General features: G+C 61.8%; 16 protein-coding genes, 1 tRNA gene and 1 pseudogene. 5 read left to right on the top strand and 13 right to left on the bottom strand.

Going from position 1 to position 24,275, the window contains the following annotated elements; all coding sequences use genetic code 11:
* The first annotated feature begins 148 nt into the window (after nt 1-148).
* Nucleotides 149-2,200 (top strand): glycoside hydrolase family 20 protein, encoded by a 2,052-nt coding sequence (locus B5E60_RS08285; RefSeq protein ID WP_087311039.1) that lies wholly within the window; start codon nt 149-151, stop codon nt 2,198-2,200.
* Between the two features lie 181 nt (nt 2,201-2,381).
* On the opposite strand, the gene B5E60_RS08280 is transcribed toward B5E60_RS08285, so the two are convergent.
* The 4 genes and pseudogenes from B5E60_RS08280 to B5E60_RS14485 form a co-directional block, all read right to left on the bottom strand.
* Entirely contained in the window at nt 2,382-3,608 is a 1,227-nt protein-coding gene (locus B5E60_RS08280) for a permease (protein WP_239403279.1), read from the bottom strand.
* Between the two features lie 198 nt (nt 3,609-3,806).
* Nucleotides 3,807-4,367, bottom strand: a complete 561-nt coding sequence (locus B5E60_RS08275; RefSeq protein WP_239403278.1) for a helix-turn-helix domain-containing protein — start codon at nt 4,365-4,367, stop codon at nt 3,807-3,809.
* A 107-nt stretch (nt 4,368-4,474) separates the two neighbouring features.
* Entirely contained in the window at nt 4,475-4,876 is a 402-nt protein-coding gene (locus tag B5E60_RS14230; protein ID WP_143260699.1) for a TolC family protein, read from the bottom strand.
* A gap of 529 nt (nt 4,877-5,405) precedes the next feature.
* Nucleotides 5,406-5,615, bottom strand: a pseudogene (locus B5E60_RS14485) (efflux RND transporter periplasmic adaptor subunit); the annotation flags it as partial.
* Nucleotides 5,616-6,231: 616 nt separating this feature from the next.
* Here B5E60_RS14485 and B5E60_RS08250 point away from each other — a divergent pair.
* Together B5E60_RS08250 and B5E60_RS08245 are read left to right on the top strand one after the other, a co-directional pair.
* On the top strand, nt 6,232-7,482 hold the full coding sequence (locus B5E60_RS08250; RefSeq protein WP_087311037.1) for an MFS transporter: 1,251 nt from the start codon (nt 6,232-6,234) through the stop codon (nt 7,480-7,482).
* Between the two features lie 15 nt (nt 7,483-7,497).
* Nucleotides 7,498-8,328: an endonuclease/exonuclease/phosphatase family protein gene (locus tag B5E60_RS08245; protein ID WP_087311089.1), complete on the top strand. Its 831-nt coding sequence runs from the start codon at nt 7,498-7,500 to the stop codon at nt 8,326-8,328.
* A gap of 178 nt (nt 8,329-8,506) precedes the next feature.
* On the opposite strand, the gene hutI is transcribed toward B5E60_RS08245, so the two are convergent.
* The 9 genes from hutI to B5E60_RS08200 all read right to left on the bottom strand — a co-directional run bounded on the left by hutI (nt 8,507) and on the right by B5E60_RS08200 (nt 22,534).
* Entirely contained in the window at nt 8,507-9,757 is a 1,251-nt protein-coding gene (gene hutI, locus B5E60_RS08240) for an imidazolonepropionase (RefSeq protein ID WP_087311036.1), read from the bottom strand.
* The gene (gene hutH / locus B5E60_RS08235; protein ID WP_087311035.1) at nt 9,754-11,238 is read right to left on the bottom strand and encodes a histidine ammonia-lyase; all 1,485 of its coding nucleotides are present in this window, start codon (nt 11,236-11,238) and stop codon (nt 9,754-9,756) included. The genes hutI and hutH overlap by 4 nt, the downstream gene beginning before the upstream one ends.
* 15 nt (nt 11,239-11,253) lie before the next feature.
* The gene (locus tag B5E60_RS08230; RefSeq protein ID WP_087311034.1) at nt 11,254-13,275 is read right to left on the bottom strand and encodes a urocanate hydratase; all 2,022 of its coding nucleotides are present in this window, start codon (nt 13,273-13,275) and stop codon (nt 11,254-11,256) included.
* Nucleotides 13,276-13,527: 252 nt separating this feature from the next.
* Nucleotides 13,528-15,228 carry a glutamate formimidoyltransferase gene (gene ftcD / locus B5E60_RS08225; protein WP_087311033.1) on the bottom strand — a complete coding sequence of 567 codons (1,701 nt, stop codon included), beginning with the start codon at nt 15,226-15,228 and terminating at the stop codon, nt 13,528-13,530.
* 207 nt (nt 15,229-15,435) lie between these two features.
* Nucleotides 15,436-17,448 (bottom strand): TonB-dependent receptor plug domain-containing protein, encoded by a 2,013-nt coding sequence (locus B5E60_RS08220; protein ID WP_087311032.1) that lies wholly within the window; start codon nt 17,446-17,448, stop codon nt 15,436-15,438.
* Between the two features lie 195 nt (nt 17,449-17,643).
* Nucleotides 17,644-18,960 carry a cysteate synthase gene (locus tag B5E60_RS08215; RefSeq protein WP_087311031.1) on the bottom strand — a complete coding sequence of 439 codons (1,317 nt, stop codon included), beginning with the start codon at nt 18,958-18,960 and terminating at the stop codon, nt 17,644-17,646.
* A 36-nt stretch (nt 18,961-18,996) separates the two neighbouring features.
* The gene (gene nspC, locus B5E60_RS08210) at nt 18,997-20,136 is read right to left on the bottom strand and encodes a carboxynorspermidine decarboxylase (protein WP_087311030.1); all 1,140 of its coding nucleotides are present in this window, start codon (nt 20,134-20,136) and stop codon (nt 18,997-18,999) included.
* Between the two features lie 437 nt (nt 20,137-20,573).
* Nucleotides 20,574-21,131, bottom strand: a complete 558-nt coding sequence (locus B5E60_RS08205; protein ID WP_087311029.1) for a cysteine dioxygenase — start codon at nt 21,129-21,131, stop codon at nt 20,574-20,576.
* A gap of 212 nt (nt 21,132-21,343) precedes the next feature.
* The gene (locus tag B5E60_RS08200; protein WP_087311028.1) at nt 21,344-22,534 is read right to left on the bottom strand and encodes a saccharopine dehydrogenase family protein; all 1,191 of its coding nucleotides are present in this window, start codon (nt 22,532-22,534) and stop codon (nt 21,344-21,346) included.
* 249 nt (nt 22,535-22,783) lie between these two features.
* On the opposite strand from B5E60_RS08200, the gene B5E60_RS08195 reads away from it, so the two are divergent.
* Both B5E60_RS08195 and B5E60_RS08190 read left to right on the top strand, forming a co-directional pair.
* A tRNA-Lys gene (locus B5E60_RS08195) sits at nt 22,784-22,859 on the top strand.
* Between the two features lie 163 nt (nt 22,860-23,022).
* A complete protein-coding gene (locus B5E60_RS08190; RefSeq protein WP_087311088.1) occupies nt 23,023-24,234 on the top strand; it encodes a site-specific integrase in 1,212 nt (403 codons plus the stop codon).
* Nucleotides 24,235-24,275 lie beyond the last annotated feature (41 nt).

The following is a 24,275-nucleotide window of genomic DNA, read 5'->3' as shown; positions in this document are numbered from 1 at the left end:
TGGCCGGCCTGCAAGGGGAGGAGGGGCGGATTCATCTTGACAAGGAGACGATCCATGCGCTGCAGTCGGAATTTTATTTCCGAGTGGGTGGCAACCGGACAAAAATTTCTATCTTTGTCTGCAACTACCCTACTAAAACGACCGACCGATGAACCGAACCGCACGATGGCTGCTTCTGCTGCCCCTGCTGCTGAACCTTTCCTGCCGACAGACGGCACCGCTCGATACCTGCGTCATTCCGCAACCGCAGGAGACTGTACCGCTCGGCGGCGTGCTGAATCTCGAACGCCCGCTCCATGTCGAGATCGAATCTCCCGACTCGGAAGCCCTTGCCGCCTGGATCGTGACCACCGGCCTTCCGCTTGCCGATCCGAGCCGGGAGGGACAACCGGTCCGTTTTCCGCAACTGCGGCTGGCCTGCAGCGACGACGCCTCACTGCCCGAATCGGAGGAGGGCTACCGGCTCGAGATCACGCGCCGCGGTGTGGAGATCCTCTCGCGGGGCGAAGCGGGCCTCTTCTACGGTCTGCAAACGCTGTTGCAGCTCTACGATCACTACGGCGCGAAACTTCCCTGCATGCGGATCACCGATGCACCGCGCTTTCCGTACCGGGGCCTGCACCTCGACGTGTCGCGACACTTTTTCGACAAGGAGTTCGTCAAGAAACAGTTGCGGATGATGGCCCGCCTGAAGCTGAACCGCTTCCACTGGCATCTGACGGACGGAGCCGGCTGGCGGATCGAGATCGACCGCTATCCGCAGCTGACCGACGTGGCAGCCTGGCGTCGCGGCGCGACGTGGCAGCAATGGCGCGACGGCGGCTACCGCTACTGTCGGCGCGACGATCCGGAAGCCTCGGGCGGCTACTACACGAAAGCCGACATCCGCGAGGTGGTGGCTCTGGCCGATTCGCTGCATATCACCGTGATTCCCGAGATCGAGATGCCCGCCCACTCGGAGGAGGTGCTGGCGGTCTATCCGGAACTCAGCTGCACGGGCAAACCCTATGCGACGGGCGACTTCTGCATCGGCAACGAGGCGACATTCGAATTTTTGGAACATGTTCTCACGGAGGTCATGGAGCTCTTCCCCTCGGAGTGGATCCACATCGGAGGCGACGAAGCCTCGAAGCAGGACTGGAAGAGTTGTCCGAAATGTCGGGAACGGATGCGCCGTGAGGGGCTGGCATCGGTCGACGAACTGCAGAGCTACGCCGTCCACCGCATCAGCGGCTTTCTGGCCGGTCACGGCCGGCGATTGATCGGCTGGGACGAGATTCTGGACGGCGGACTGGCACCCGATGCGGTGGTCATGTCGTGGCGCGGCGAGGAGGGCGGACGGAAAGCCGCCGCAGCGGGCCACGAGGTGGTGATGACCCCGGGGTCGCACTGCTACTTCGACGGCTACCAGGACAATCCCACCACCGAGCCGCAGGCCTTCTCGGGCTATCTGCCGCTGCGCAAGGTCTACGCGTACGATCCGGCGCCGGATGCGATGCCCGGCCGCGAATGGATCCGGGGCGTGCAGGCCAACCTCTGGACCGAATACATCCCGACCCCCGAACAGGCTGAATACATGCTCTACCCGCGTCTCTTCGCGCTGGCCGAGGTGGCGTGGAGCCAACCCGGGCAGAAGGATTTCGACGATTTTCACCGCCGGGCGCTCGACCTCACCGAGCGGATCCGCCGGGCGGGCTATAACGCCTTCGACCTCGCACACGAAGCGGGCGAACGCCCTGAATCGCTCACCGAGACGGATCATCTGGCCCGCGGCTGCCGGGTCGACTACGCCACACGATGGCGGGATCAGTATGCGGCCGGCGGAGAGACGGCACTGACCGACGGTCTGCGCGGTTCATGGAGTTACGGTACGCGCTGGCAGGGATTTCTCGATGATATTGACGTGACGATTGATCTTGGCACGACGAAGCCTCTGCACGAGATCACGGCGGACTTCATCCAGTGGTTTTCGGCGTGGGTATGGCTTCCGATGCGGGTTGAGATTGCGGTTTCGGACGACGGCCGCGAATTCCGCACGCTGGCCACCCTGACGAACGACTACCCCGAAGAGGCCGAACGCCCCGAATACCGTGCCTTCGGCTGGCAGGGCGAGGCCCGGGGGCGTTATGTCCGCTACCGCGCCTGGCGCAACGACCGTCCGGGCGGCTGGCTCTTCACCGACGAGATCATCGTCCGCTGACCCGCCGCCCCCGACGTCCCGCCACCCGACACCCCGACGTCCCGACATCCCGACACCCCGACGTCCCGACATCCCGACACCCCGACCAACAGAGCGCCGGCCCCGGAGATCTCCGGAGCCGGCGCTTTTCGTTCGTCAGCCCTGCCCTCCGGCACAGCCGACCATCGCGTAACGGCAACACCTATCCGACGTACTCGTAACCCAGCCGGTCAATGGCCGCAATGATCTTCTTCGGGTCGAACGTTCCCTCGACGTGAGCCGTTCCAGCCGCCAGATCGACCTCGACCGACGTCACACCCTCGACCTGCGACAGTCCCCGTTCGACGTTGGTCTTGCAGTGGTTGCACATCATGCCTTTGATCTTGAACGTGTTTTTCATATCCGTATTGGTTTTGGTTTTGCGATAGCGCTTGAAGAGAGCCGCGGCGAGCAGCACGACGAAGAGGATGCTCGATGCGACCTGCCACCAGGGAGTGGCCGCGGCATGCGAACAATGACCGGCCATCATCGTCGACTGCAGGGGCTGAAACCACTCGGCAGGCAGCAGCGTGTCGATCGCCAAACCGAAACCGATGGCCCCGACGATGATGGCCGTCAGATAGAGCAGCAGCGTGCGGCGTCCGAGGACCTTTCCGATGACCAGAATGGCGGCCATGTTCGTGGCCGGACCGGCCATCAGCAGCACGAGCGCGGCACCGGGCGAGAGACCCTTGAGCATGAGCGCCGCCGCAATGGGCACCGAACCCGTGGCGCAGAGATACATCGGGATCGCGAGCGCCAGCACGAGCAGCATGCCCCACAGCGGGTGCTGCGCCGAGACGGCAAAGAGGTCATCCGGCACGAAGATCGTAATGGCTCCGGCCAGCAGCAGCCCGATGACGAGCCAGCGGCCGATGTCCTGCATCATCTCGCCGAATCCGTAACGCAGCGCCGAGAGGCAGCGCCCGAGGAACGACAGCCGCTTCGGCGCTTCGGCGGAGGCGGTGCAGCTCAACGGAGCCTCGTCGCGGCAGGCAGCACCGACCAGCGCACCGCCGACCAGCGCCGTCGTGAAGGCCGCCACGGGACGCAGCAGCGCAAAGGGCAGGCCGAGCAGTCCGGCCGTTGCCAGAATGGAGTCGACGCCGGTCTGGGGCGTCGCAATGAGGAACGAGACCGTGGCGGCCTTCGAGGCCCCCTCGCGGTGCATGGCCATGGCCGTGGGGATCACCCCGCACGAACACAACGGCAGCGGCACGCCGAACAGGGCGGCCAGCGCCACCGAGCGGAAGTTGTTGCGGGCCAGATAACGGGCATAGAATCGCCCGGGCACGAAGGCGTGCAGCAACCCGGCAATCAGGAAGCCGAGCAGCAGATAGGGCGACATTTCGTTGAGCAGCGCCACGAACGGCATGAGATACTCCTGCATGAGAATCGGTAGTTTTTACACCGCAAAGGTAACCAACCCTCTCCGCCGCGGTGTTACAGATTTCCCGATATTCGTTACAGGATTTTTCGAGGGAGAGAGCCACCGGGGCACCTTCCCTGACGAAGCCCCGCACGCCGCCCTTCACGATGCGCCGACCGCCATGAACGGCCCGACGCCACCACCCGACACCGATCGACGCTATACCTTGTCGAGCGTCTGCCTTCGTCCGCCGCCCGACTGCCGGTATCGGCTCGGGGTCAACCCGGTGACCTGCTTGAACTGGGCGCTCAGATGGGCGACGCTCGAATAGCCGAGCCGGAAGGCGATCTCGGCCAGCGGGAGTTCGTCGTAGACGAGCAGCTCCTTGACGCGTTCGATCTTCTGGGCGATGAAATACTTCTCGACCGTACGGCCCTCGGTCTCGGAGAAGAGGGCGCTGATCTGACGGTAGTCGACGCGCAGCCGCTCCTGCAGATAGTCCGACAGCCGCACGTCGGGCACCACCTCCGAACCGCGCACCAGTTCGATCACGGCACGCTTGACGGCCTCGATCAACCGTTCGCGCCGATCCTCCAACAGTTCGAAGCCCAGCGCCTCGAGCCGTGCGGCCAACCCGGCCTTGCGTTCGGACGACAACTCCCCCACGATCTCGGCCTCGCCCAGCCGGACCGATACAACCCGGCAGCCGAACCGTTCGAGTTCGGTGCGGACGACCATCACGCAGCGGTCGCAGACCATGTTTTTGATGCGCAGTACCACGTCGGCAAAGATAGGGAAAACCTCCGAAAAAACGAGCGTCGGCCCTACCGAATCCGACCACCGCCCGCAGCCCGCCGTATGGAGCCATCCGGAGCCGTTCGGAGCATTTAGCGACCCGTCACCCGCATATAACGGGCCATCGCCGTACGATAGGCGGCAAAGGCCGACGTCAGGTTGTTCCGACTTTGGGTGTAGAGGGTTTCGGCATCGAGCAGATCGGTCAGCGGAGCGGTTCCTGCCTGATAGAAATTGCGGTTCTCGCGCAGGTTCTCCGTTGCGGAGTCGACCGAACGCCGGGCCAGCACAATCTGGGCATAAGCCTCCTGCAGGTCGCTCCACGACTTTTCGATCTCCACGGCCAGCATTTCACGGGCCTGCAGACGGTCGTTTTCGGCCTGATCCTCGCGGATCCGGGCCTTCTTCAGGGCATGAGCCCCGCCCCACCACGCGGAGATCGGCACCGACACCTGGGCAAAAACCATCCCGTCGTCGACATCCTTCTCCGTCATGTTGTAGTAGAGATACCCGGCCCCGACACCGACCGTCGGCGACGGCAGCCGTCCGTTCGACGGGCGTATCGGGGCGCAGATAGATCTCCACGGCAAACTGGTCGCGGTCGGCGAAGGGCATCATGCGGAACTTGAGCTGCGTGGCGATGAGCAGGGCGACAACCACCGAAGCGATACCCATCGAGATCGTCAGCCAACCGTGGCGGAAGGTCCAGGCCAGCACCCGCCGGTAGAGGTTCTGCACACGGTCCGTCAGCGAGACCTTACCCTCCGTACGGGGTTGCACGACCGGGATGATCAGCACCTCGAGGAAGGGGATCACCAGCACGGCCAGCAGCAGCGAGGGGAAGAACTCGCGGGCGCCCTGGACACGCCATACGAAACGGGCACCGTTGCCGGCCTGCTGTACGGCCCTCACGGGCACGGCGATCTCCTCGAGGGCCGTTGCGGGCGTCACCGTCACGCGACAAACCATTCCGGGAAGCAGCCGTCCGTCGCGGTTGCCCAACGACGCGCGCACGTCATACGTATGGGCGGCAGGATTGGCCACGGCCCCCTTTTCGGGGCTTGCGGCCGCAAGCGTCGAACCGCCGAGAGCCGGGACGGCGACCCGGATCCGGCTGTCGGTCTCAACCGAAGCGATCTCCTGCTCGGGGACCGAGAAGCGCACCTTGACCCGAGCGGTTTCGAGGAGTGTCAGGACCGGCACTCCGGGGAGTGCGGTTTCGCCGACCGACATGCGGCGCTGCCCGACAACGCCCACAAAAGGAGCGTAAAGGCGATTCGTCGAGGAGGAGCAGCCGGCTGCCAGCAGGAGCAGGGCTCCAAAAACAGCACGTTTCATATCGAAGAAATGTTTCACAAATGAACGAAAAGGAGATCTTGAGTGTATCGCTGGCCTCATTATTAAAGATCTACCCGTCGCAAGCGGAGGATATCGCATTTGAAGGGTGTTTTTGGGACATCGGGAGGGGCTCGAACATGAAACGGCCATGAATCTGTTTCGGTTTCCGACGCGGATCAACTCCTTTGGCATTGTTTTTTGTTCCAAAGGTTCGATCCGGATCACTGCCGACCTGAAACATTGCACGCTGGTCTCCCACACGATGTTTGTCTGCCCGCAGCGTGGGCTTTTACGCCGAGCGGCTCCATCTGACCCCGAAATACCTCACGACGCTGCTGCGCACCACGACCGGCCGCACGGCCACGGAATGGATCGATGAATCGGCAAATATTTCAAGCAGCATACCGGCATGACCCCGTCGGCCTACCGGTCGATCAAATAGACGAGGAAGCATTTTTCGGGAGTCATCTGCCCAAAAATTTCTATCTTTACGGCCGAAAAAAACACCGTCATGAAAAGCCTGCTCACCACACTCAAGGGACACCCGACGCTCAAGGCGGAGACGACCTACTCGATCCTCTTCACCATCGGCTTCTGCCACCTGCTGAACGACATGATCCAGTCGGTCATCCCGGCCATGTATCCGATCTTCAGGGAGAGCTTCGGCTTCACCTTTGCCCAGATCGGCCTCATCACGCTGGTATTCCAGATCACCTCGTCGATCTTCCAGCCCTTCGTCGGGCTCTATGCCGACCGCCATCCGCAACCCTACTCGCTCTCGCTGGGGATGTGCCTTTCGCTGGCGGGGCTTGTGGCGCTCTCCTTCACCTCGGCCTACGGGGCCATTCTCGCCACGGTAGCCCTCATCGGCGGAGGATCGTCGGTCTTCCATCCCGAGGCCTCGCGGGTAGCCCAGTTGGCCTCGGGCGGCCGCAAGAGTCTGGCACAGTCGATCTTTCAGGTCGGCGGCAACGGCGGTGCCGCCATCGGGCCGCTGCTGGCCGCACTGATCGTCCTGCCCTACGGCCAACACGCCGTGGGATGGTTTGCCGGCGCAGCGCTGCTGGCCGCCGTGCTGCTGTTGCGCGTGGGCAACTGGTACAGCCTGATGCTCACGGGAACGAATACACCGCTCCGCAACCGGACGATCACCCCCTGCACGCTTCCGCGCACGAAGATCCGCCATGCGATGTGGATCCTCGTCGTAATGATCTTCTCGAAGTACTTCTACACGTCGTGCATGACGAGCTACTTCACCTTCTTTCTGATCGACCGTTTCGGCGTCACGGTCCAGCAGTCGCAGCTGTGCCTGTTCGCCTATCTGGCGGCCTTCGCCACCGGGACGCTGCTGGGCGGTTTTCTGGGCGACCGCTACGGGCGCAAATACGTCATTCTGTTTTCGATCTTCGGCGCGGCGCCCTTTGCGCTGGCGCTGCCCTACCTGAATCTCTTCTGGACCATCACGATGTCGATTCTCGTCGGGCTGATCATCGCCTCGGCCTTCTCGGCGATTCTGGTCTATGCCACCGATCTGATGCCGGACAAGGTGGGGATGATCTCGGGGATCTTCTTCGGACTGATGTTCGGACTGGGCGGTATCGGCTCGGCCTTTTTCGGATGGCTGGCCGACCATACGAGCATCGAGTTCATCTTCCGGGCCAGTTCCTACCTGCCGCTGCTGGGCATCATCGCCCTGCTGCTGCCGGACATACGCCCCGCGGCGGGTCCCGGATTACAGTCCACTGAACACACAATCCACTAACTGAATATGAAACACATGAAACGTATCACCTTGCTGCTGCTCTTTGCAGCGGGGCTTGCGCTTCCGACGCAGGCCGAACCCGTCACGTTGAAACTGATCTCCTACAATTTGCGCAACAGCGGCGCCGACGATGGAGCGAATTCGTGGCAATACCGCCGGGAAGCCACTCCGCGGATGTTGTCCGAGGAGGCACCGGATCTGTTCGGCGTCCAGGAGGCGCTGGCCGACCAGCTTCAGTTTCTCGATCAAGCGTGCCCGGCCTACGCGCGCGTAGGAGTCGGCCGTGACGACGGCGCCACCCGCGGCGAGACAATGGCGATCTACTACCTGCGCGACCGATTTGAACTGCTCGACAGCGGCACCATCTGGCTGAGCGAGACGCCGGATCAGGTATCGCGGGGATGGGACGGAGCCTGCAACCGTACGGCCACGTGGGTTCACCTGCGCGACAAGGCATCGGGGAAGAGCTTCTTCTATTTCAACACGCATCTGGATCACCGCGGAAGCATGGCACGCGAGCAGGGAATAGCACTGCTGACCGAAAAAATCCGAGAGATAGCGGGCCGGAAATCGGCCGTTGTTCTGGGAGGAGATTTCAATTCGTCGACCGAAAGTCCGATCTTCAAGCCCCTGAACCGATGGATGAAGTCAGCCCGCGCAAAAGCCAAACAGACAGACAACAAGGGAACCTATAACGGATACGGGGCAGCGCCCGATACGATTGTCATCGACCACCTCTACTTCCGGGGACGGATGCATTGCGAACGCTTCGTCACGCTCGACGGCAACTACGGCGTGCCCTACCTCTCGGACCACTACCCGATCGAGATCGTCTTCACACTCTGAGATCGCAGCCGCAGCCTGCCGCGCATCATCGGATCACGCGTTACGGTTGTCCTTGCGACAAAACCCCGGTCACACATGCGACCGGGGTTTTTTCATGCCTGCGGACCGGAAGGCGGCCGTATCCACTTCCCGGGCCCGGGCACCCTCCACCTTGGAACCGGCTTTTAAGCCGGCGCCCCTAAAACCGGTCTCTTAGACCGGTGCCGCGGAGAAAGACCTGCCGAATCAACGGCGTCTGATAGGCATAGGAGAAGAACTCTACGGAGGGCATGGGCCGCGTCACGAAGAAGTTGGCCACCTTACCGGGGGTGATGCTCCCGAAGTCGCGACTCAGCCCCATGGCACAGGCACCGTTGAGCGTTGCGGCGTGAATGGCCTCGGCCGGCGTCATCCGCATGCGGATCGAGGCCAGCGAGACCACCATGCGCATGTTCCCCGAGGGCGACGACCCGGGATTGTAGTCCGAAGCCAGCGCCACGGGCAGCCCGGCAGCGATCATCTCCCGGGCCGGAGGATAACTCATCCCGAGGAAGAAGGCGGCCCCGGGCAGCAGCGCAGGCATCGTCTGCGAACCGCGCAACGCCTCGATCTGGGCCCGGCCGGCCCGCTCGAGATGGTCGACCGAGAGGGCGCCGCACGCAACACCGACCTCGACACCGCCCGAAGCGGCCAACTCGTCGGCATGAATCTTCGGCCGCAGACCATACTGACGACCGACAGCAAGAATGCGCCGTGTCTCGTCCACCGTGAAGAAACCCTCGTCGCAGAAGACATCGACAAAATCGGCCAACCCCTCGCGGGCCACCGCCGGGATCATCTCCCGACAGACCAGATCGACATACTCCCCCTGCCGGCCACGATAGGCCCGCGCCACGGCATGGGCCCCGAGAAACGTGGCCCGCACTTCGAGAGGTGCCGTCTGGCGGATGCGGCGAATGACGCGCAGCATCTTCAGCTCGTCCTCGGTAGAAAGGCCGTAGCCGCTCTTGATCTCCACACAGCCGGTCCCCATGGCGATAATCTCCCACACGCGCTCCATGGCCTGCCGGTAAAGTTCCTCCTCGGAGGTGGCGTGCAGCCGGTCGGCCGAATTGAGAATCCCTCCCCCGCGCCGGGCAATCTCCTCGTAGGAGAGGCCGTGGATCTTGTCGAGAAACTCCTGCTCGCGGCTTCCGGCATAGACCAGATGGGTGTGCGAATCGCAGAACGAGGGAAAGAGCATTCCGCCTTCGGCATCGACCTCTTCATCGGCCGTGACACCGTCCAGCGAAGCCATTTCGCCGAAAGCGGCGATCCGCTCTCCCTCGACCAGCAGCCAGGCGTCGGCCAGTGTTTCGAGCCGATCCATCTCCGCACCGCAGATCCGCAGCCGTTCCTCGGGCTGAATGCCGACCAAGCGACCGATGTTCTTGACCAACAGCCGTTTCATCGTTCTTCACGCAGAAATTCCACCGAAGCGGCAATGTGGCGATACATCACCTGATCGTTGTCAATGAAGGGGACCCGCTGCCGATAATCAGCGAGCATCTGCTCCAGGGCAGGCGACGTGCGGGCGGGACGCCGGAACTCGATGGCCTGCGCGGCATTGAAGAGTTCGATGGCCAACACGCGCTCCGTGTTGCCGACCACGCGCCAGAGCTTCGTGGCGGCGTTCGAACCCATGCTGACGTGATCCTCCTGCCCCTGCGACGAGGGGATCGAGTCGACCGACGCCGGCATGCACAATCCCTTGGTCTGACTGACGATCGACGCCGCGGTATACTGCGGGATCATGAAACCGCTGTTCAGACCGGGATTGGCTACCAGGAACTTCGGCAGTTCGCGGGCTCCGGAGATCAGCTGATAGGTCCGCCGCTCGGAGATGTTGCCCAACTCGGCCAGCGCAATGGCCAGAAAATCCATCACCAGCGCAATGGGCTGTCCGTGGAAGTTGCCGGCCGAGACAACCATGTCCTCCTCGGGGAAGACCGTCGGGTTGTCCGTCGGGGAGTTGATCTCGGTTTCAAGCACGCCGGCCACATAGTCGATCGTGTCCTTCGAGGCGCCGTGTACCTGCGGCATACAGCGGAACGAATAGGGATCCTGCACGTGCTTCTTCGGACGCGCGATCAGCTCGCTGCCCTCCAGCCAGTGGCGGATGGCGCGGGCGGTGGTGAGCTGCCCCTTGTGGGCGCGGATCTTGTGCACCTCGTCGCAGAAGGGCTCGATGCGGCCGTCGAAGGCATCGAGCGAGAGGGCTCCGATGCGGTCGGCCCACTCGCTCAGCCGCTGTGCGGCGAGCACCGACCAGACACCGTAGGCACTCATGAATTGCGTACCGTTCAACAGCGCCAACCCCTCCTTCGACTGCAGCTCGACGGGCTTCCAGCCCAACTCCTCGAGCACTTCGCCGGCGGGTCTCACACGCCCTTCGCACTCGACTTCGCCCAAACCGAGCAACGGCAGGCTCATGTGGGCCAGCGGAGCCAGATCGCCCGAGGCACCCAGCGAACCCTGCTGATAGACCACAGGCAGGATATCGCGGTTGAAAAACTCGACGAGCCGTTCGACCGTTGCCAGCTGCACACCCGAATAACCGTACGCCAGCGACTGAATCTTAAAGAGCAGAATCAGACGGACGATCTCCGAAGGGACGCGTTCGCCCGTACCGCAGGCGTGCGACATGACCAGATTTCGCTGCAGCTGCGCCAGATCGTCGCCTCCGATCGAGATGTCACACAGCGACCCGAAACCGGTCGTAATGCCGTAAATCGGCTGATCGGGATTCTCCATCTTGCGATCGAGATACTCGCGGCAGCGGACAATGCGTCGCCGGGCATCCTCCGAGAGGTCGATCTTCAGGTGGCGTTCCATGATTTCGCGGACGCGGGCCAGCGTCAGCCGCTCCGCCGAGATATGATGATGTTCCATATCAAATAATCGTTGTTACTCGTTTTTATTCAATGCGTTGCGCACCAGTTCGTCGTCGGCCGCATGGGGCATCGTCACCTGCAGATCGGGCGTACGCTCCATCTGACGGCGGATGGTGGCCTGTGCCCCCTCGTTACGAGCCCAGCTGCGGCGGGCGATGCCGTTATTGACATCCCAGAAGAGCATCTCGCGGATTCTCCGCTCAGCCTCCGGCGAACCGTCGATCACTATGCCGAAGCCGCCGTTGATCACTTCACCCCAGCCCACGCCGCCGCCGTTGTGGATCGAGACCCACGTGGCACCGCGGAACGAATCGCCGATGACGTTCTGCACGGCCATGTCGGCCGTCCGGTTCGAACCGTCGTAGATGTTGGCCGTCTCGCGGTAGGGCGAATCGGTGCCCGAAACGTCGTGGTGGTCGCGTCCCAGCACCACGGGAGCCGACAGACGCCCGTCGGCAATGGCACGGTTGAAGGCCAGCGCGATCTTCGTGCGCCCCTCACAGTCGGCATAGAGGATGCGGGCCTGCGAACCGACGACCAGATGGTTGCGCCCGGCCTCACGGATCCAGTGGATGTTGTCCTCCAGCTGACCGCGGATGTCGTCCGGGGCCGACATGCGAATGTCCTCGAGCACCTCGGCAGCCAGCAGGTCCGTCTGGGCGAGATCCTCCTCGCGACCCGACGTGCAGACCCAGCGGAAGGGGCCGAAACCGTAGTCGAAGAACATCGGGCCCATGATATCCTCAACGTAGGAGGGATAGCGGAACCGCCCCTCTCGGCCCATGACGGCGGCACCGGCCCTCGACGCCTCCAGCAGGAAGGCATTGCCATAGTCGAAGAAGTACATGCCGCGGGCGGCCAGTTTGTTGATGGCGTCGACCTGACGGCGCAGCGACTCCTGCACGCACTCGCGGAAGCGCACCGGCTCCTCGGCCATCATCTTGTTCGAGGCCTCGTAGCTCAGCCCGACGGGATAGTAGCCGCCGGCCCAGGGGTTGTGCAGCGACGTCTGGTCCGAGCCCAGATCGACCCGGATATCCTCGACAGCCAGCCGCTCCCACAGGTCGACCACGTTGCCCACGTAGGCCAGCGAAACGACCTCCCTCTGCTTGACAGCCTGGCGGATGCGCGGGATCAGTTCATCCAGATCGTCATGCAGTTCATCGACCCATCCCTGTTCGTAACGCTTCCGGGCGGCCTTGGGATTGATCTCGGCGATGACGGAGACCACTTGCGAGATATTGCCTGCCTTGGACTGGGCGCCCGACATGCCGCCCAGACCCGACGAGACGAACAGCATGCCGCGGGCATCGGTCTGCCCCGGTGCGAAGCGTTTGCGGGCGGCGTTCATCACCGTGATGGTTGTGCCGTGGACGATGCCCTGCGGGCCGATGTACATGTACGATCCGGCGGTCATCTGCCCGTACTGCGAGACGCCCATGGCATTCATGCGCTCCCAGTCGTCGGGTTTCGAGTAGTTGGGGATCACCATGCCGTTGGTCACCACCACGCGCGGAGCGTCGGGATGCGAGGGGAACAGCCCCAGCGGATGGCCCGAATACATGACCAGCGTCTGGTGGTCGGTCATCTCCGAGAGGTACTTCATCGTCAGCCGGTACTGGGCCCAGTTCTGGAACACGGCGCCGTTTCCGCCGTAGGTGATCAGCTCGTGGGGATGCTGCGCCACGCGCGGATCGAGGTTATTCTGGATCATCAGCATGATGGCCGCAGCCTGACGACAGCGAGCCGGATACTGGTCGATCGGACGGGCATACATCTCGTAGTCGGGACGCAGCCGGTACATGTAGATGCGGCCGTACCTGCGCAGCTCCCCGGCGAACTCCCGGGCCAACAGCGCATGGTGTTTGGCCGGGAAGTAGCGCAGGGCATTCTTCAGCGCCAACACCTTCTCCTCCTCCGTGAGGATATCCTTGCGCCTGGGCGCATGGTTGACCTGCCTATCATACGGTTTTGCGGCGGGCAGCCGGTCCGGAATCCCCGCGCGGATGTCGTTTTGAAACTCTTCCAGTGTCATATTGAGATTCGTTTTTATGGTTATCGTTGATTTTCGGATTGGCCGGGATCCGAGGCCCAAACCTCGGACGGAACTTTGCGGCCACGCGGCTGGCGAGGCATTTCGTCCAAACGGCAGACGGACCTTACGGCCAGACTGTCGGCGGCATACCGTCAGCAGGGTTATCGCCCGAACCGCCTTCTGAATGTTGCCGCCAGAGCGTCACCCGGAAGTTGCCGCCCGAACCGCCGCCGGTCTGCCTGCTCCCGGCGTCTAACCGATCTTCTGCTCGACCAGCTCCAGCACCTCGGCTTCGAGTTCCGAGGCGCGGGCCGCCAGTTCGTCAGCCTCGCCGACCAGCGCCTCGGCCTTCGTGCGATCCTTCAGCCCGGCGGCGTTGATCCGCACGTTGAGCCGCGCCCCGTAGACCGCGCTGCGGGCCGCCAGCGCTCCGACACCTGCATCCGAGACCGAATTGGGGTTGCCCTCCGCGGCCATGGCCCGCACGATCGGAAAGACCTCCATGGCCGTCCGCATCGTGCGCAACGGCACCTCCGTGGCATAGAGCGTCGCCTCCTGCAGCGCCGCGCTGCGGGCCGCCCGCTCCTCGTCGGTCGACTTGGGCATGGCGAAGACCGCCATGATGCGGTTGAAGGCGGCCGTATCCTCGTCCACCAGGTGCAGGAGCTCCTGCATCAGCGTCTGCCCCCGCTCGGCCCAGTCGGAGAACTCCTCCCAACGGTCGTCCCAACCGGGCTTGTGGGCCGAGAGGTTGGCCACCATCGTGCCGAGCGCCGCCCCCAGCGCCCCCATATAGGCCGCAATCGAGCCGCCGCCCGGAGCCGGCGATTCGCTGGCCGTCTCCTCGGCAAACCCCTTGCAGGTCAGATCGACCAGCCGTTTCTTCCGATCCTCGGCCTCCAGCAGGTATTCGATCACCTTCTCCTCGGGTTTGAAAGGTTTCAGATCGTCGAGCCCCATCGACTTGACGGCCAACCGCACGATCTCCTCCTCGGCAATGCCCACCGAACGGTGCTGCTTGCGCAGGAAGTATTTGCCGGCCTCGACAAGAGCCCGCTTCGGAACCAGCCCGACGATCTCCGTGCCGGTGACGCGCACCCCCCGGGCATCGGCCTTGCGGCACACCTCGTCGAAGGCGACGTGGAGCGGCGTGACCGAGATGTCGGTGATATTCATCGAAACCTGGGCGATGCCGTACTCCTCGATGAACCAGCCGATGGCCTTCGTGGCCTTCAGCGTACCGGGACGCATGACGGGATTGCCCGCCGCATCCTTCACCACCTTGCCCGTAATGGGATTCCCCTCACGCACGGGACGCCCCTTCTCGCGCACGTCGAAGGCGATGGCGTTAGCCCGCCGTGTGGAGGTGGTATTGAGGTTGAAGTTGACGGCAATGAGGAAGTCGCGCGCCCCGACGGTCGTGGCACCCGTGCGGGCCACCTCTTCGTCGTAGGGACGCGCCCCGAAATCGGGCGCCGTCTCCTCGCGGGAGAGCTTCTCGGGCAGCGCCTCGTACTCGCCGGCGCGGCAGACGGCCAGATTCTTCCGTTCGGGGCGCAACGCCGCCGCCTCGTAGCAGTAGGTCGGGATGCGGAGCTCGTCGGCAATGCGCCGGGCCAGCTGCCGCGACAGTTCGGCACACTCCTCGAGCGTGATGCCGGCGATCGGGATCAGCGGCAGGACATCCGTCGCCCCCATGCGCGGGTGGGCCCCCTTGTGGTGGCGCATGTCGATGCACTCGGCAGCGCGCTTCACCCCGGCGAAGGCCGCCTTGACCACCGCTTCGGGGCTTCCGACAAAGGTTACAACCGTACGGTTCGTAGCCTCGCCCGGATCCACGTCGAGGACCTTGACGTCGGCGGCCGTCTCGATGGCCTCGACGATTTGCCGGATCACCTCCTTGTCGCGTCCCTCGCTGAAGTTGGGAACGCACTCCACGATACGTTTCTGCATAAATCTTGAGCGTTTAAGGTTCTTTTGCTTCAAATATACGAAATCTTCGGGATTTTCACGACAATCCGGAAACAAAACACACCGTTTTGCTGAAAAACAGAAAGGGCCGCCCGAGAAGTTCGGGCGGCCCGCAGTCAGCAGCCGGGAACAGTCGTCCGCCGCTCTCCGGTCATCGCAACCGACTCGCGCGGTGGACGCTGCGAGGAATTACCTGCCGAAGGTCAACACCACACCGGCCGTGCACCAGAGGCCCGGAAGCGGCAGACCTCCCAGATCACAATAACGCGTATCGGTCAGATTCGTCGCGTCGACATAGAGGCGGCACCACCCCTTCTCCCACGAAAGACGTCCGTCCAACAGGAAATAGGGCTTGTAGTCGCGAGTTTCGGTGATCGACGAATTGCCAACGACGGGATAGGCCGTGTAGCTGCCGTTGCGGTCGTAGACCGAGCCGGTCAACGCCAGCGACATCCGCCGCAGGAAGTGCACTTCGACAGCCAGGGCCGCCTTGTGGCGCATGAAATCCATGGCGCTCTTGGCAATGACGTCCGCATTGCGGTCGTTCGTGAGATAGCCGTACGAGAGGGTCACCCGCCGCAGAAAGCCCTCCGCAACGGCATAGCCGCCCGAAATCTCGGCACCGAAGGTATGGAGTCGGCTCGACTGTTCAGAGTGCCACTTGCCGCGCCACGCCTCGGGGCTCTCGGGCGAATCGGCATACCACACCCAGTCGATGATATCACGCCCGCGGCGGTAGTAGGTCTGCGCCGAAACACTCCAGCAACGCTCCGCATAATTGATTCCGAGGCGATAGTTTACGGCGTGTTCCGGTGTCAGATCGAGGTTGTTGATCTGGGCCGGCGAGCTGTAATAGAGGTCCGTGAAGGTCGGCAGGCGCATCGACTGCCACGCCCCGGCCTCGAGACGAAGCACCTCCGCGGGATTGTAACCCGCCGAGAGGCTCCACAACGCCGAACACCCGTAGGGAGTCAGGCTCAGCCCCACCGATGCCGCCGCATCGAACCGCCGCCACGCGCGGGCGTGCCGCAGCCAGACGTTGCCCGTATGACGGGCCTTGGCGCGGGTATAGTCTCCGCGGGGGACCGACAGCCGTTCGCCCAGATTGGTGCTGTAGATGTGGTTGAAGGCCCAGTTGCCGCCCAGTGTGGTCGTACCGGCCGCCCAGGCGTAATCGGCCCACAGTTTGGCTCCGGCATTGTCCGTATTGTGACGGTTGAGCGCCGTACCGCGCGTCCAGTCGTAGCGGTCGAAATTCTTGCGGTAGCTCACCGCAACCCCCAGCGCAACGGGACCCACGCTCTTTGTCCAGCGCAGCGAGGCCAGGGCCGTCGAGGTGTGTTCCCACTGGTTGGGATTGTAGGCGGCATAGAAGCCGTTTGAGCCGAAATCGCGATCCTGCCATCCGGCCTGCAGGTCGAAGAAACCCGCCCGGCGGCCATCGTACGTCGCCCGCATGAAGGCGTTCCAGTTCGAAAAATCGGTATTGGGTCGGTAGCCGTCACTGCGCCGGTACGATGCCGCACCGAAAACGGAATACCGCTCTCCGGTCACCGCCCCCGAAAGGTTGCCGTAACCGTAGCCATACTGGCCTCCCGAGCCCTCGAAACGCACGTAGGTCGGACGCAGCGGTGCCGTACGGATGTTGACCGCCCCGGCATAGGCCCCCACGCCGGGAACGCCGTCAATGAGTTCGATGCCCGAAATGCAATCGAGATCGACCGGCAGCGCATGGGACTGGTGTCCGGTGCGGGCATCCGTAAAGTCGATGCCGTTCAAAAGAATCATGGTTTGGTCGAACGAGCCTCCCCGTACGGAGATATCGGCCTGCGCTCCTCTTCCGCCGCGTTCGCGAAGATCGACCGACGGAGCAAGGCGCAAGGCGGACTCCAACGTCTGGAGAGGCGCCGCGGCCTGAGCCTTTCGGTCGAAAAGCGGAGTATGCGACTGGGCATTGCGCGTGGGAGCCGTCTGGCTCCCCGTCACCCCGACCTCGCGGATCTGCAACGTCCTCAGGACGGCAGTCGTGTCGGCGGTCTGCGCCGATGCGCCTTGCGTCGCAAGCAGCAGGATCGACATCCCGACAGCGAGCACCCCGATCGACACGCTCCGATGCATGCTCGCAAAGGCCGACCAGCCCTTGCGATCCCATCGGCGCCAGCGTGCCCCCGCGGGGGATAACTGTACCTGGATGTGTTCCATAAATGGTTGTAAAAATTTGGGTGAATACTGTATTTGCGGCAGTGAGGCGGCTCCGGCTGCTTCGCACCGTCTCCGCTGCCGGCGACAAAGGTAATCATTCGCCGCAAATAAAAAAGCGGCTTATAAGCCGCTTTTTCATTTTTTCGTCCGGAGCCGTTCCAACGCCCCGGCCGCCGTATCTCCGAAAGCCCTGCATCAGAGGCCTTCACCCGTTGCGGGTTCGCGGAACAGCGCCTCGACCTTCGAGACGACGTCGTCGACACTCGGTTCGAGCGGGAAGACGTGGCTCGGCTGCAGATACCACAGGTCGTTGTGCTCCTTGAAGTGCTCCTCGCCGCCGCCCGTGATATTGAGCATGATCGTCGCCTGCGGATCGATCCGACCGGCCTTCACGGCGTTGACGAGCGAAGCCAGGGCCACACCGGCCGCCGAGTAGATGTCGATCCCCTCCAGCTCCTTGAAGAGCTTGCGGGCCTTGCGGGCCATGGGGTTCGTCACGGCGAAGACATCGCCGCCGGTGGCCTTCAGCGCGTCGTACAGACCGCCGGCCAGACTGTAGGGAGGCTTGCGGTTCGAGAGCACCTTGGCGTCGATGATCTCCGCATCGCGGCGCGCCTTGTCGTCCGCGTAGGGCAGCATCTTGCGCGACGAGGCCTGCCAGGCGTCGTACATCGGCACGAACGGTGCGTTCTGCGACACCATCAGCCGCATGAGGTTCTTGCCGAAACGGCCGTCCTCAATCAGGCGCAGGTTGGCTTCCCAGGCGGCAATGGCACCCGTGCCGCTGCCCACGGCCTGGAAGTAGTAGTCCGGGATGCGACCGATGGTCGTCACGGCCGACAGCACCGTGCAGGCCATGCCGTCGCGGCGCGCGATGTTCTTCGCACCACCCTCGGCATAGAATCCGTCGCCCTTCAGTGCAATGTCGCTCAGGTGGATGGCATCGAAGTAGTCGCCGCCGGCCGCGCACGAAATCAGCTTCACGCAGGGATTCAGCGGTTTCTCGAACCACAGCGCATTGATGTTGTCATAGGGAACCGACAGCAGCAGCTTGATGTTGTTGTCCGAGCAGACCTTGGCGAAGGCCCGGGCCGTATTGCCGGCCGACGCAACGACCAGCACCCGCTTCTCGTCCGCGGCCGCACGTCCGCACACCGAGTAGGCTTCGGTCTCCTTGAACGAGCAGGTGGTCATCGTGGCGCCGATGGCCGGATAGTAGCCGTTGAAGGTGATCCAGAGATTTTCGAGCCCCAGGTGTTTGGCCAGCCCCTTGCTGCGGTAGGTCACCGGGGCCGACGATCCCTGCAGCATCCGCCGCACGGGCATCCAGTCGGCAAAACGGTACAGCCCCCATTCGGCGGGTTTCACCTCGAGCTGTTTCTTGGCATACCGTGCGCGGATGAGCGACGGCTCCTTGCACTGCGGGTCGGAGAGCATCCAGCCCGTATCCTCGAACTCGCGGCCCGTAGCCACGCATTCGAGCGTATAAGAGGTAGGTACAAATTTTTCCATCTATCTTGTTTTTCCGTTTGTTTCTCTCTTGAAAGGTCAGGACATCCGGCTCTTGAAATCCTCGTAGCCGAACTGGCGGATGACCTCCACGCGGCCGTCGCGCCGTACGATGACGATCGACGGGTGCTCCACGCCGTTGAACATCGTCGTCTTGACCATCGTATAGTGGATCATGTCCTCGAAGACGATCCGCTCGCCCACCTTCAGTTCGTGGTCGAAGGCCCAGTCGCCGTAGTAGTCGCCGGCCAGGCAGCTCGTGCCGCCCATCCGCCAGCGGGGTTCCCCCTCGGCGGGATCGTGCGCCCCGACGATGGCCGGCTTGTAGGGCATTTCGAGGCAGTCCGGCATGTGGCAGGCAAACGACACGTCGAGCATCGCCGTGCGTACGCCGCCGTTCACGACGATATCCTCGACGGTCGAGACCAGATAGCCCGTACGCCACGTAAAAGCGCTGCCCGGTTCGAGAATCAGCCGCAGATGGGGATGGCGTACGTGGAACTCCTTCAAAAGGGCGATCAGCGCGTCACAGTCGTAGTCGGCGTGCGTCATCAGATGGCCGCCGCCCATGTTGAGCCATTTGACCCGGTCGAGGTACGGTCCGAAATGGCGTTCGACGGCCTCCAGCGCCAGCCGCAGGTGTTCGGGACGCGATTCGCACAGAACGTGGAAATGAAGGCCCTCGATCCCTTCGGGAAGTCCGCCGTGCGCAGCCAGCTGTTCGGTCGTAACGCCCAGACGCGAACCCGCCACGCAGGGGTTGTAGAGATCCATCTCGACGGGCGAATACTCGGGATTGATGCGCAGTCCGCACGAGAGACCGTTGATCAGCGCCCGCTGTCCGAAACGTTCATACTGCGTAAGGGAGTTGAAGGTAATATGGCTGCTGCAGCGCAGGATCTCGTCGATGTTGTGATCCGTATAGGTGGGGGCATAGGTGTGGGCCGGACTGCCGAATTCCTCCAGTACAAGCCGCGCCTCGGCGGCCGAACTGGCCGTCGCTCCATCGGAGTGAGCTGCCAACTCGGGGAAGATGCTCCACATGGCGCAGGCCTTCAGTGCGACGATGATCTCGGCACCCGATTCGCGGCGCACGCGGTCGATCACCTCCAGATTGTGATCCAGCAGCGTCTCGTCAAGGACGTAACATGGTGAAGGCAGTTTCAGAAAGTCAATCATCGAGCGGTTTTCAAATGGATTTCAACCAACGTCTCCGTTTCGGTCCCGACACGATCACCCGGCTCGGATGGTCAACGGGAACGTTCAAAACAGATGCAAAAATAGGAAAATCATTGCGAAAACCCTACTTCCGTGTATCGGTTTTTGGAGAAATAGGTATTTATACGTATCGGCGCCGGGCAAGCTTCCGCTCGGGAAGCCGGCAGTCGGCTCCGGGTGCTGGGCTCCGGGTGCTGGGCTCCGAGGGTTGGGCTCCGGGTGCTGGACTCCGGGTGCCGGGCCCCGAGGGTTGGGCTCCGAGGGTTGGGCTCCGGGTGCCGGGCTCCGGGTGCTGGACTCCGGGTGCTGGGCTCCGAGGGGTAACTCCGGTCATCGGACTCCGCCGCATCGCCCCGACTGCAGGGCCCGTCCGAGAACCGGTCGGGGCCCGGGCACTCCTACTCCGTCTCGGTGAAGGTCTGGCCCTGCAACGCATCGTCCGAATAGACGTGCAGGCTGTGGCCCGTCTCGCTCAGACAGGTGATACGATGCAGGTGGTTGTCGAACCGTCCCGGCTCGCCGACGGCAAAGAGACACTCCCGGCGGTCGATGATCTGCTCCCCGATGCGGCGGGCGGTTCCGTGGCCGGCCGGTTCGAAAATCTCGACCCGGAACACACCGTCGGCAAAGTGGTAGCCGGCAAAGGCCGGATGACCGTGGATGGTCGTCGCATTGCCACGTTTCCAGCTCATGACAAGCGCTTCCCAATGCGTGCGGGGAGAGCGGCCCAGGTAGGTGCGCACGTAATTGCGGTCGGAATAGCGGTCGAACGACTCCAGCGAATGGCTCTCGAGCCACGACATCACGTAGTCCCGGATCCGTTCGCCCGTCGCGGGGCTCAACGGAGCGTCGGTGGCAATGGCCAGCAGTCGGTCGAAAAACGATTGGTAGTCGGTACGCGTGTCACACGCTTCGTGGTAGCGCGTTGCGAGTGTAGCAGTCTCTTCGGGTCGCATGTTCGGGTATGGTTTTATCGCTTTTGCCGACAAAAATAGCGGAATTTCCCCGTCCGGCGGTCAGTAGAAATACCTAATTTGGCGACGGACCCGTACCTGGGGCCTCCCATTTCGGACCGCAGGGCAAAAACAGAGACGGACAGGAGTGTTTCCCGTCCGTCGATCCCGGGTTCCGAAGTTCCGGAACCCCATGTTTGCCGCCGCTGCGACCGTCAGACCTCAATATCGACATCGAACAGTTCGTGCCAGGGAAGCCCCTGCTCGCCCAGTTCGGCCAGGAACGGATCCGGATCGAACTCCTCGACATTGAAGACACCGGCTCCGCGCCACAGACCCTTGGCCCACATCGAGGCACCAAGAGCCGCCGGGACACCCGTCGTGAACGATACGGCCTGCGTACCGGTCTCCTTGTAGGCCTCTTCGTGATCGCAGTTGTTGTAAATATAGTAGGTGTGCTCCTTGCCGTCCTTCACACCGCGGATGCGGCAGCCAATCGACGTCTTTCCGTGGTAGTTGGCGCCCAGCGACTTGGGATCCGGAAGCACCGCCTTCAGGAACTGAATCGGGACAATCTCGACCCCGTTGTAGAGGATCGGGTCGATACGTGCCATGCCGATATCCTGGATCACGCGCAGGTGCGTGAGGTACTCCTTGCCGAAGGTCATCCAGAAACGGGCCCGCTTGATCGTCGGATAGTTCTTCACCAGCGACTCGAGCTCCTCATGGTAGATGACATACGATTCACGCTCGCCGATCTCGGGATAGTGCAGCGGGCGGTGGATCTCGTGGGGCTCGGTCACCACCCACTGGCCGTTCTCATAGTAACGGCCCTTCTGGGTCACCTCGCGGATATTGATCTCGGGGTTGAAGTTCGTGGCGAAGGCCATGCCGTGGTTGCCGGCATTGCAGTCGACGATGTCGAGGTAGTGGATCTCGTCGAAATGATGTTTGGCGGCGTAGGCCGTGAAGATGGCCGTGACTCCCGGGTCGAAACCGCAGCCCAGGATGGCCGTCAGACCGGCAGCCTTGAAACGGTCCTGATAGGCCCACTGCCAGGAGTATTCGAAATGCGCCTCGTCCTTGGGCTCGTAATTGGCCGTATCGAGGTAGTTGCAGCCGCACTCCAGACAGGCATCCATGATGGTCAGGTCCTGATACGGGAGTGCCACGTTGACCACGATGTCGGGTTTGAAGGCCCGGAAGAGCTCGCACAACTGCGGTACGTTGTCGGCATCCACCTCAGCGGTTTTCACGCGGTTGCCTCCGATGGCCGCGGCAATGGCATCGCATTTGGATTTGGTTCGGCTGGCCAGCATCACATCCGTGAAGACCGGATTGGCAGCGATTTTCTGGGTCACCACCGTTCCGACGCCTCCGGCTCCGATAATCAGCGCTTTACACATATTTCACAAGGTTTAGAAGTAAATTTGCTTTTTCCGAGTACAAAATTATCTTTTTCTTCGAGCAAAACAAAATCGGCGCGGGAAATTTCACTCTGCCGGTCGGAACAGAACAACTTTCGAGACACAAGTCCGAACCCGCATACCGACGGGAGGAAGATTTTGCAAAAAAAACGTCCGAAGTATTGGATATTCAAAATAAATCCGTACATTTGCACCACCAAAACGGGAACACACCCTTTTGGCACGGGAGAATCCGTAGCTCAGTAGGTAGAGCACAACACTTTTAATGTTGGGGTCCTGGGTTCGAGCCCCAGCGGGTTCACCAGAAAAGAGTTGATAATCAGTCGATTACCAACTCTTTTTGTTTTTCTGCCCTACCCCGAATCCTTGTTTTGAACCTCAAAAAACGCCCTTTTTCGGACACAGGGTACGCATTAGGGTACGCATTAAAAAAGCCTGCCATCCGACTGTGTATAACACGCAATCAAATGACATTCAAAGTTATATGTCGCAAAAGCATCGTTTACAAGGATTCCACCTCTCCCCTATGCCTCCTCTTTTTTCAGGGGAAACGCAAAAAGAGCATCGGGCTGGGCGTTTCCGTAGCCCCAGCACATTGGGATGCCAAGGCGCAAAAGGTGACCGAAGACTGCCCCGACAGGGACAATGTCCAGTACCAGATAACAGCCAAGATCAAGGAGTATGAGAAGCGAATCCAGCGTCTGGAAATCATGGAGATTCCTGTCACGTTTGAGAATCTATTCGGGCAAAACGGCAAACGGATAAACTGCACAGTTGGCGACTATCTGAAACAGATCATCGAACGGTTGGAAGCGCTCGGCAAATACGCGTCGGCCAGCAAGCACCGCGTTTTATGTTCTCATCTGTCTCAATTCCGCTCGTTGAATATCCGTTTCGATGAGATTGACCATACTTTCTTGCGGGATTTCGAACTGTTCCTGCGGAAGAACGGCAATGCCAGCAACAGCATAGCCACAAAATTCGCCATCTTCAAGGCTGCCTACAACAAGGCTCTTGCCGATGGTATCTTTATCCAAAAGGTCAATCCGTTTGCCAAGTACAAGGTCGGCAGTTTATGGACACGAACAAGAAAGCGAGCCATCACGAAAGGTGATATTCAGAAATTGATGGCCTTGGAGATCGAACCCAGCCACAAAACCGAATACACCCTATTTGCAAAGGACATCTTCCTGTTCTCCTACTTTACGGCAGGCATCAACTTTACGGATATGGCCACCCTGCGCTATGGTGACATTGTGGACGGGAGAATCTACTACTCCCGACACAAGACCCAGAAGCTGTTATCCTTCCAGCTGGTGCCGAACGCCTTGCAGATTATCCAAAAGTACAGCAAGACTGACCATGCGAAAGAGGATTATATCTTTCCGATTCTCAACCGCAATGTCCATCGGACCCCACAACAGATTTTCAATCGGACACATAAGGTGCTGGCAAAAATCAATCGAGAATTGAAAGTGCTGGGAAAACTGATCGGATTGGAGGTTCCATTGACGACCTATGTTGCCCGCCACACATACGCAACCGTCTTGAAACGGTCAGGAGTAAGCGTGGCTCTGATTTCCGAATCGTTGGGACATTCAGACCTCTCGACCACGCAAATCTACCTCGATTCATTCGAAAACTCGCAAATTGACGAGGCCATGCAGCATTTACTGTAAGAATCGGGAGGTCGGCGGCCCTATTGGGAACCGACCTCCTT

The organism is Alistipes sp. An116, assembly GCF_002161005.1.
In the GTDB taxonomy this organism is placed as follows: domain Bacteria; phylum Bacteroidota; class Bacteroidia; order Bacteroidales; family Rikenellaceae; genus Alistipes; species Alistipes megaguti.
This window is presented reverse-complemented; position numbering and strand designations above follow the sequence as displayed.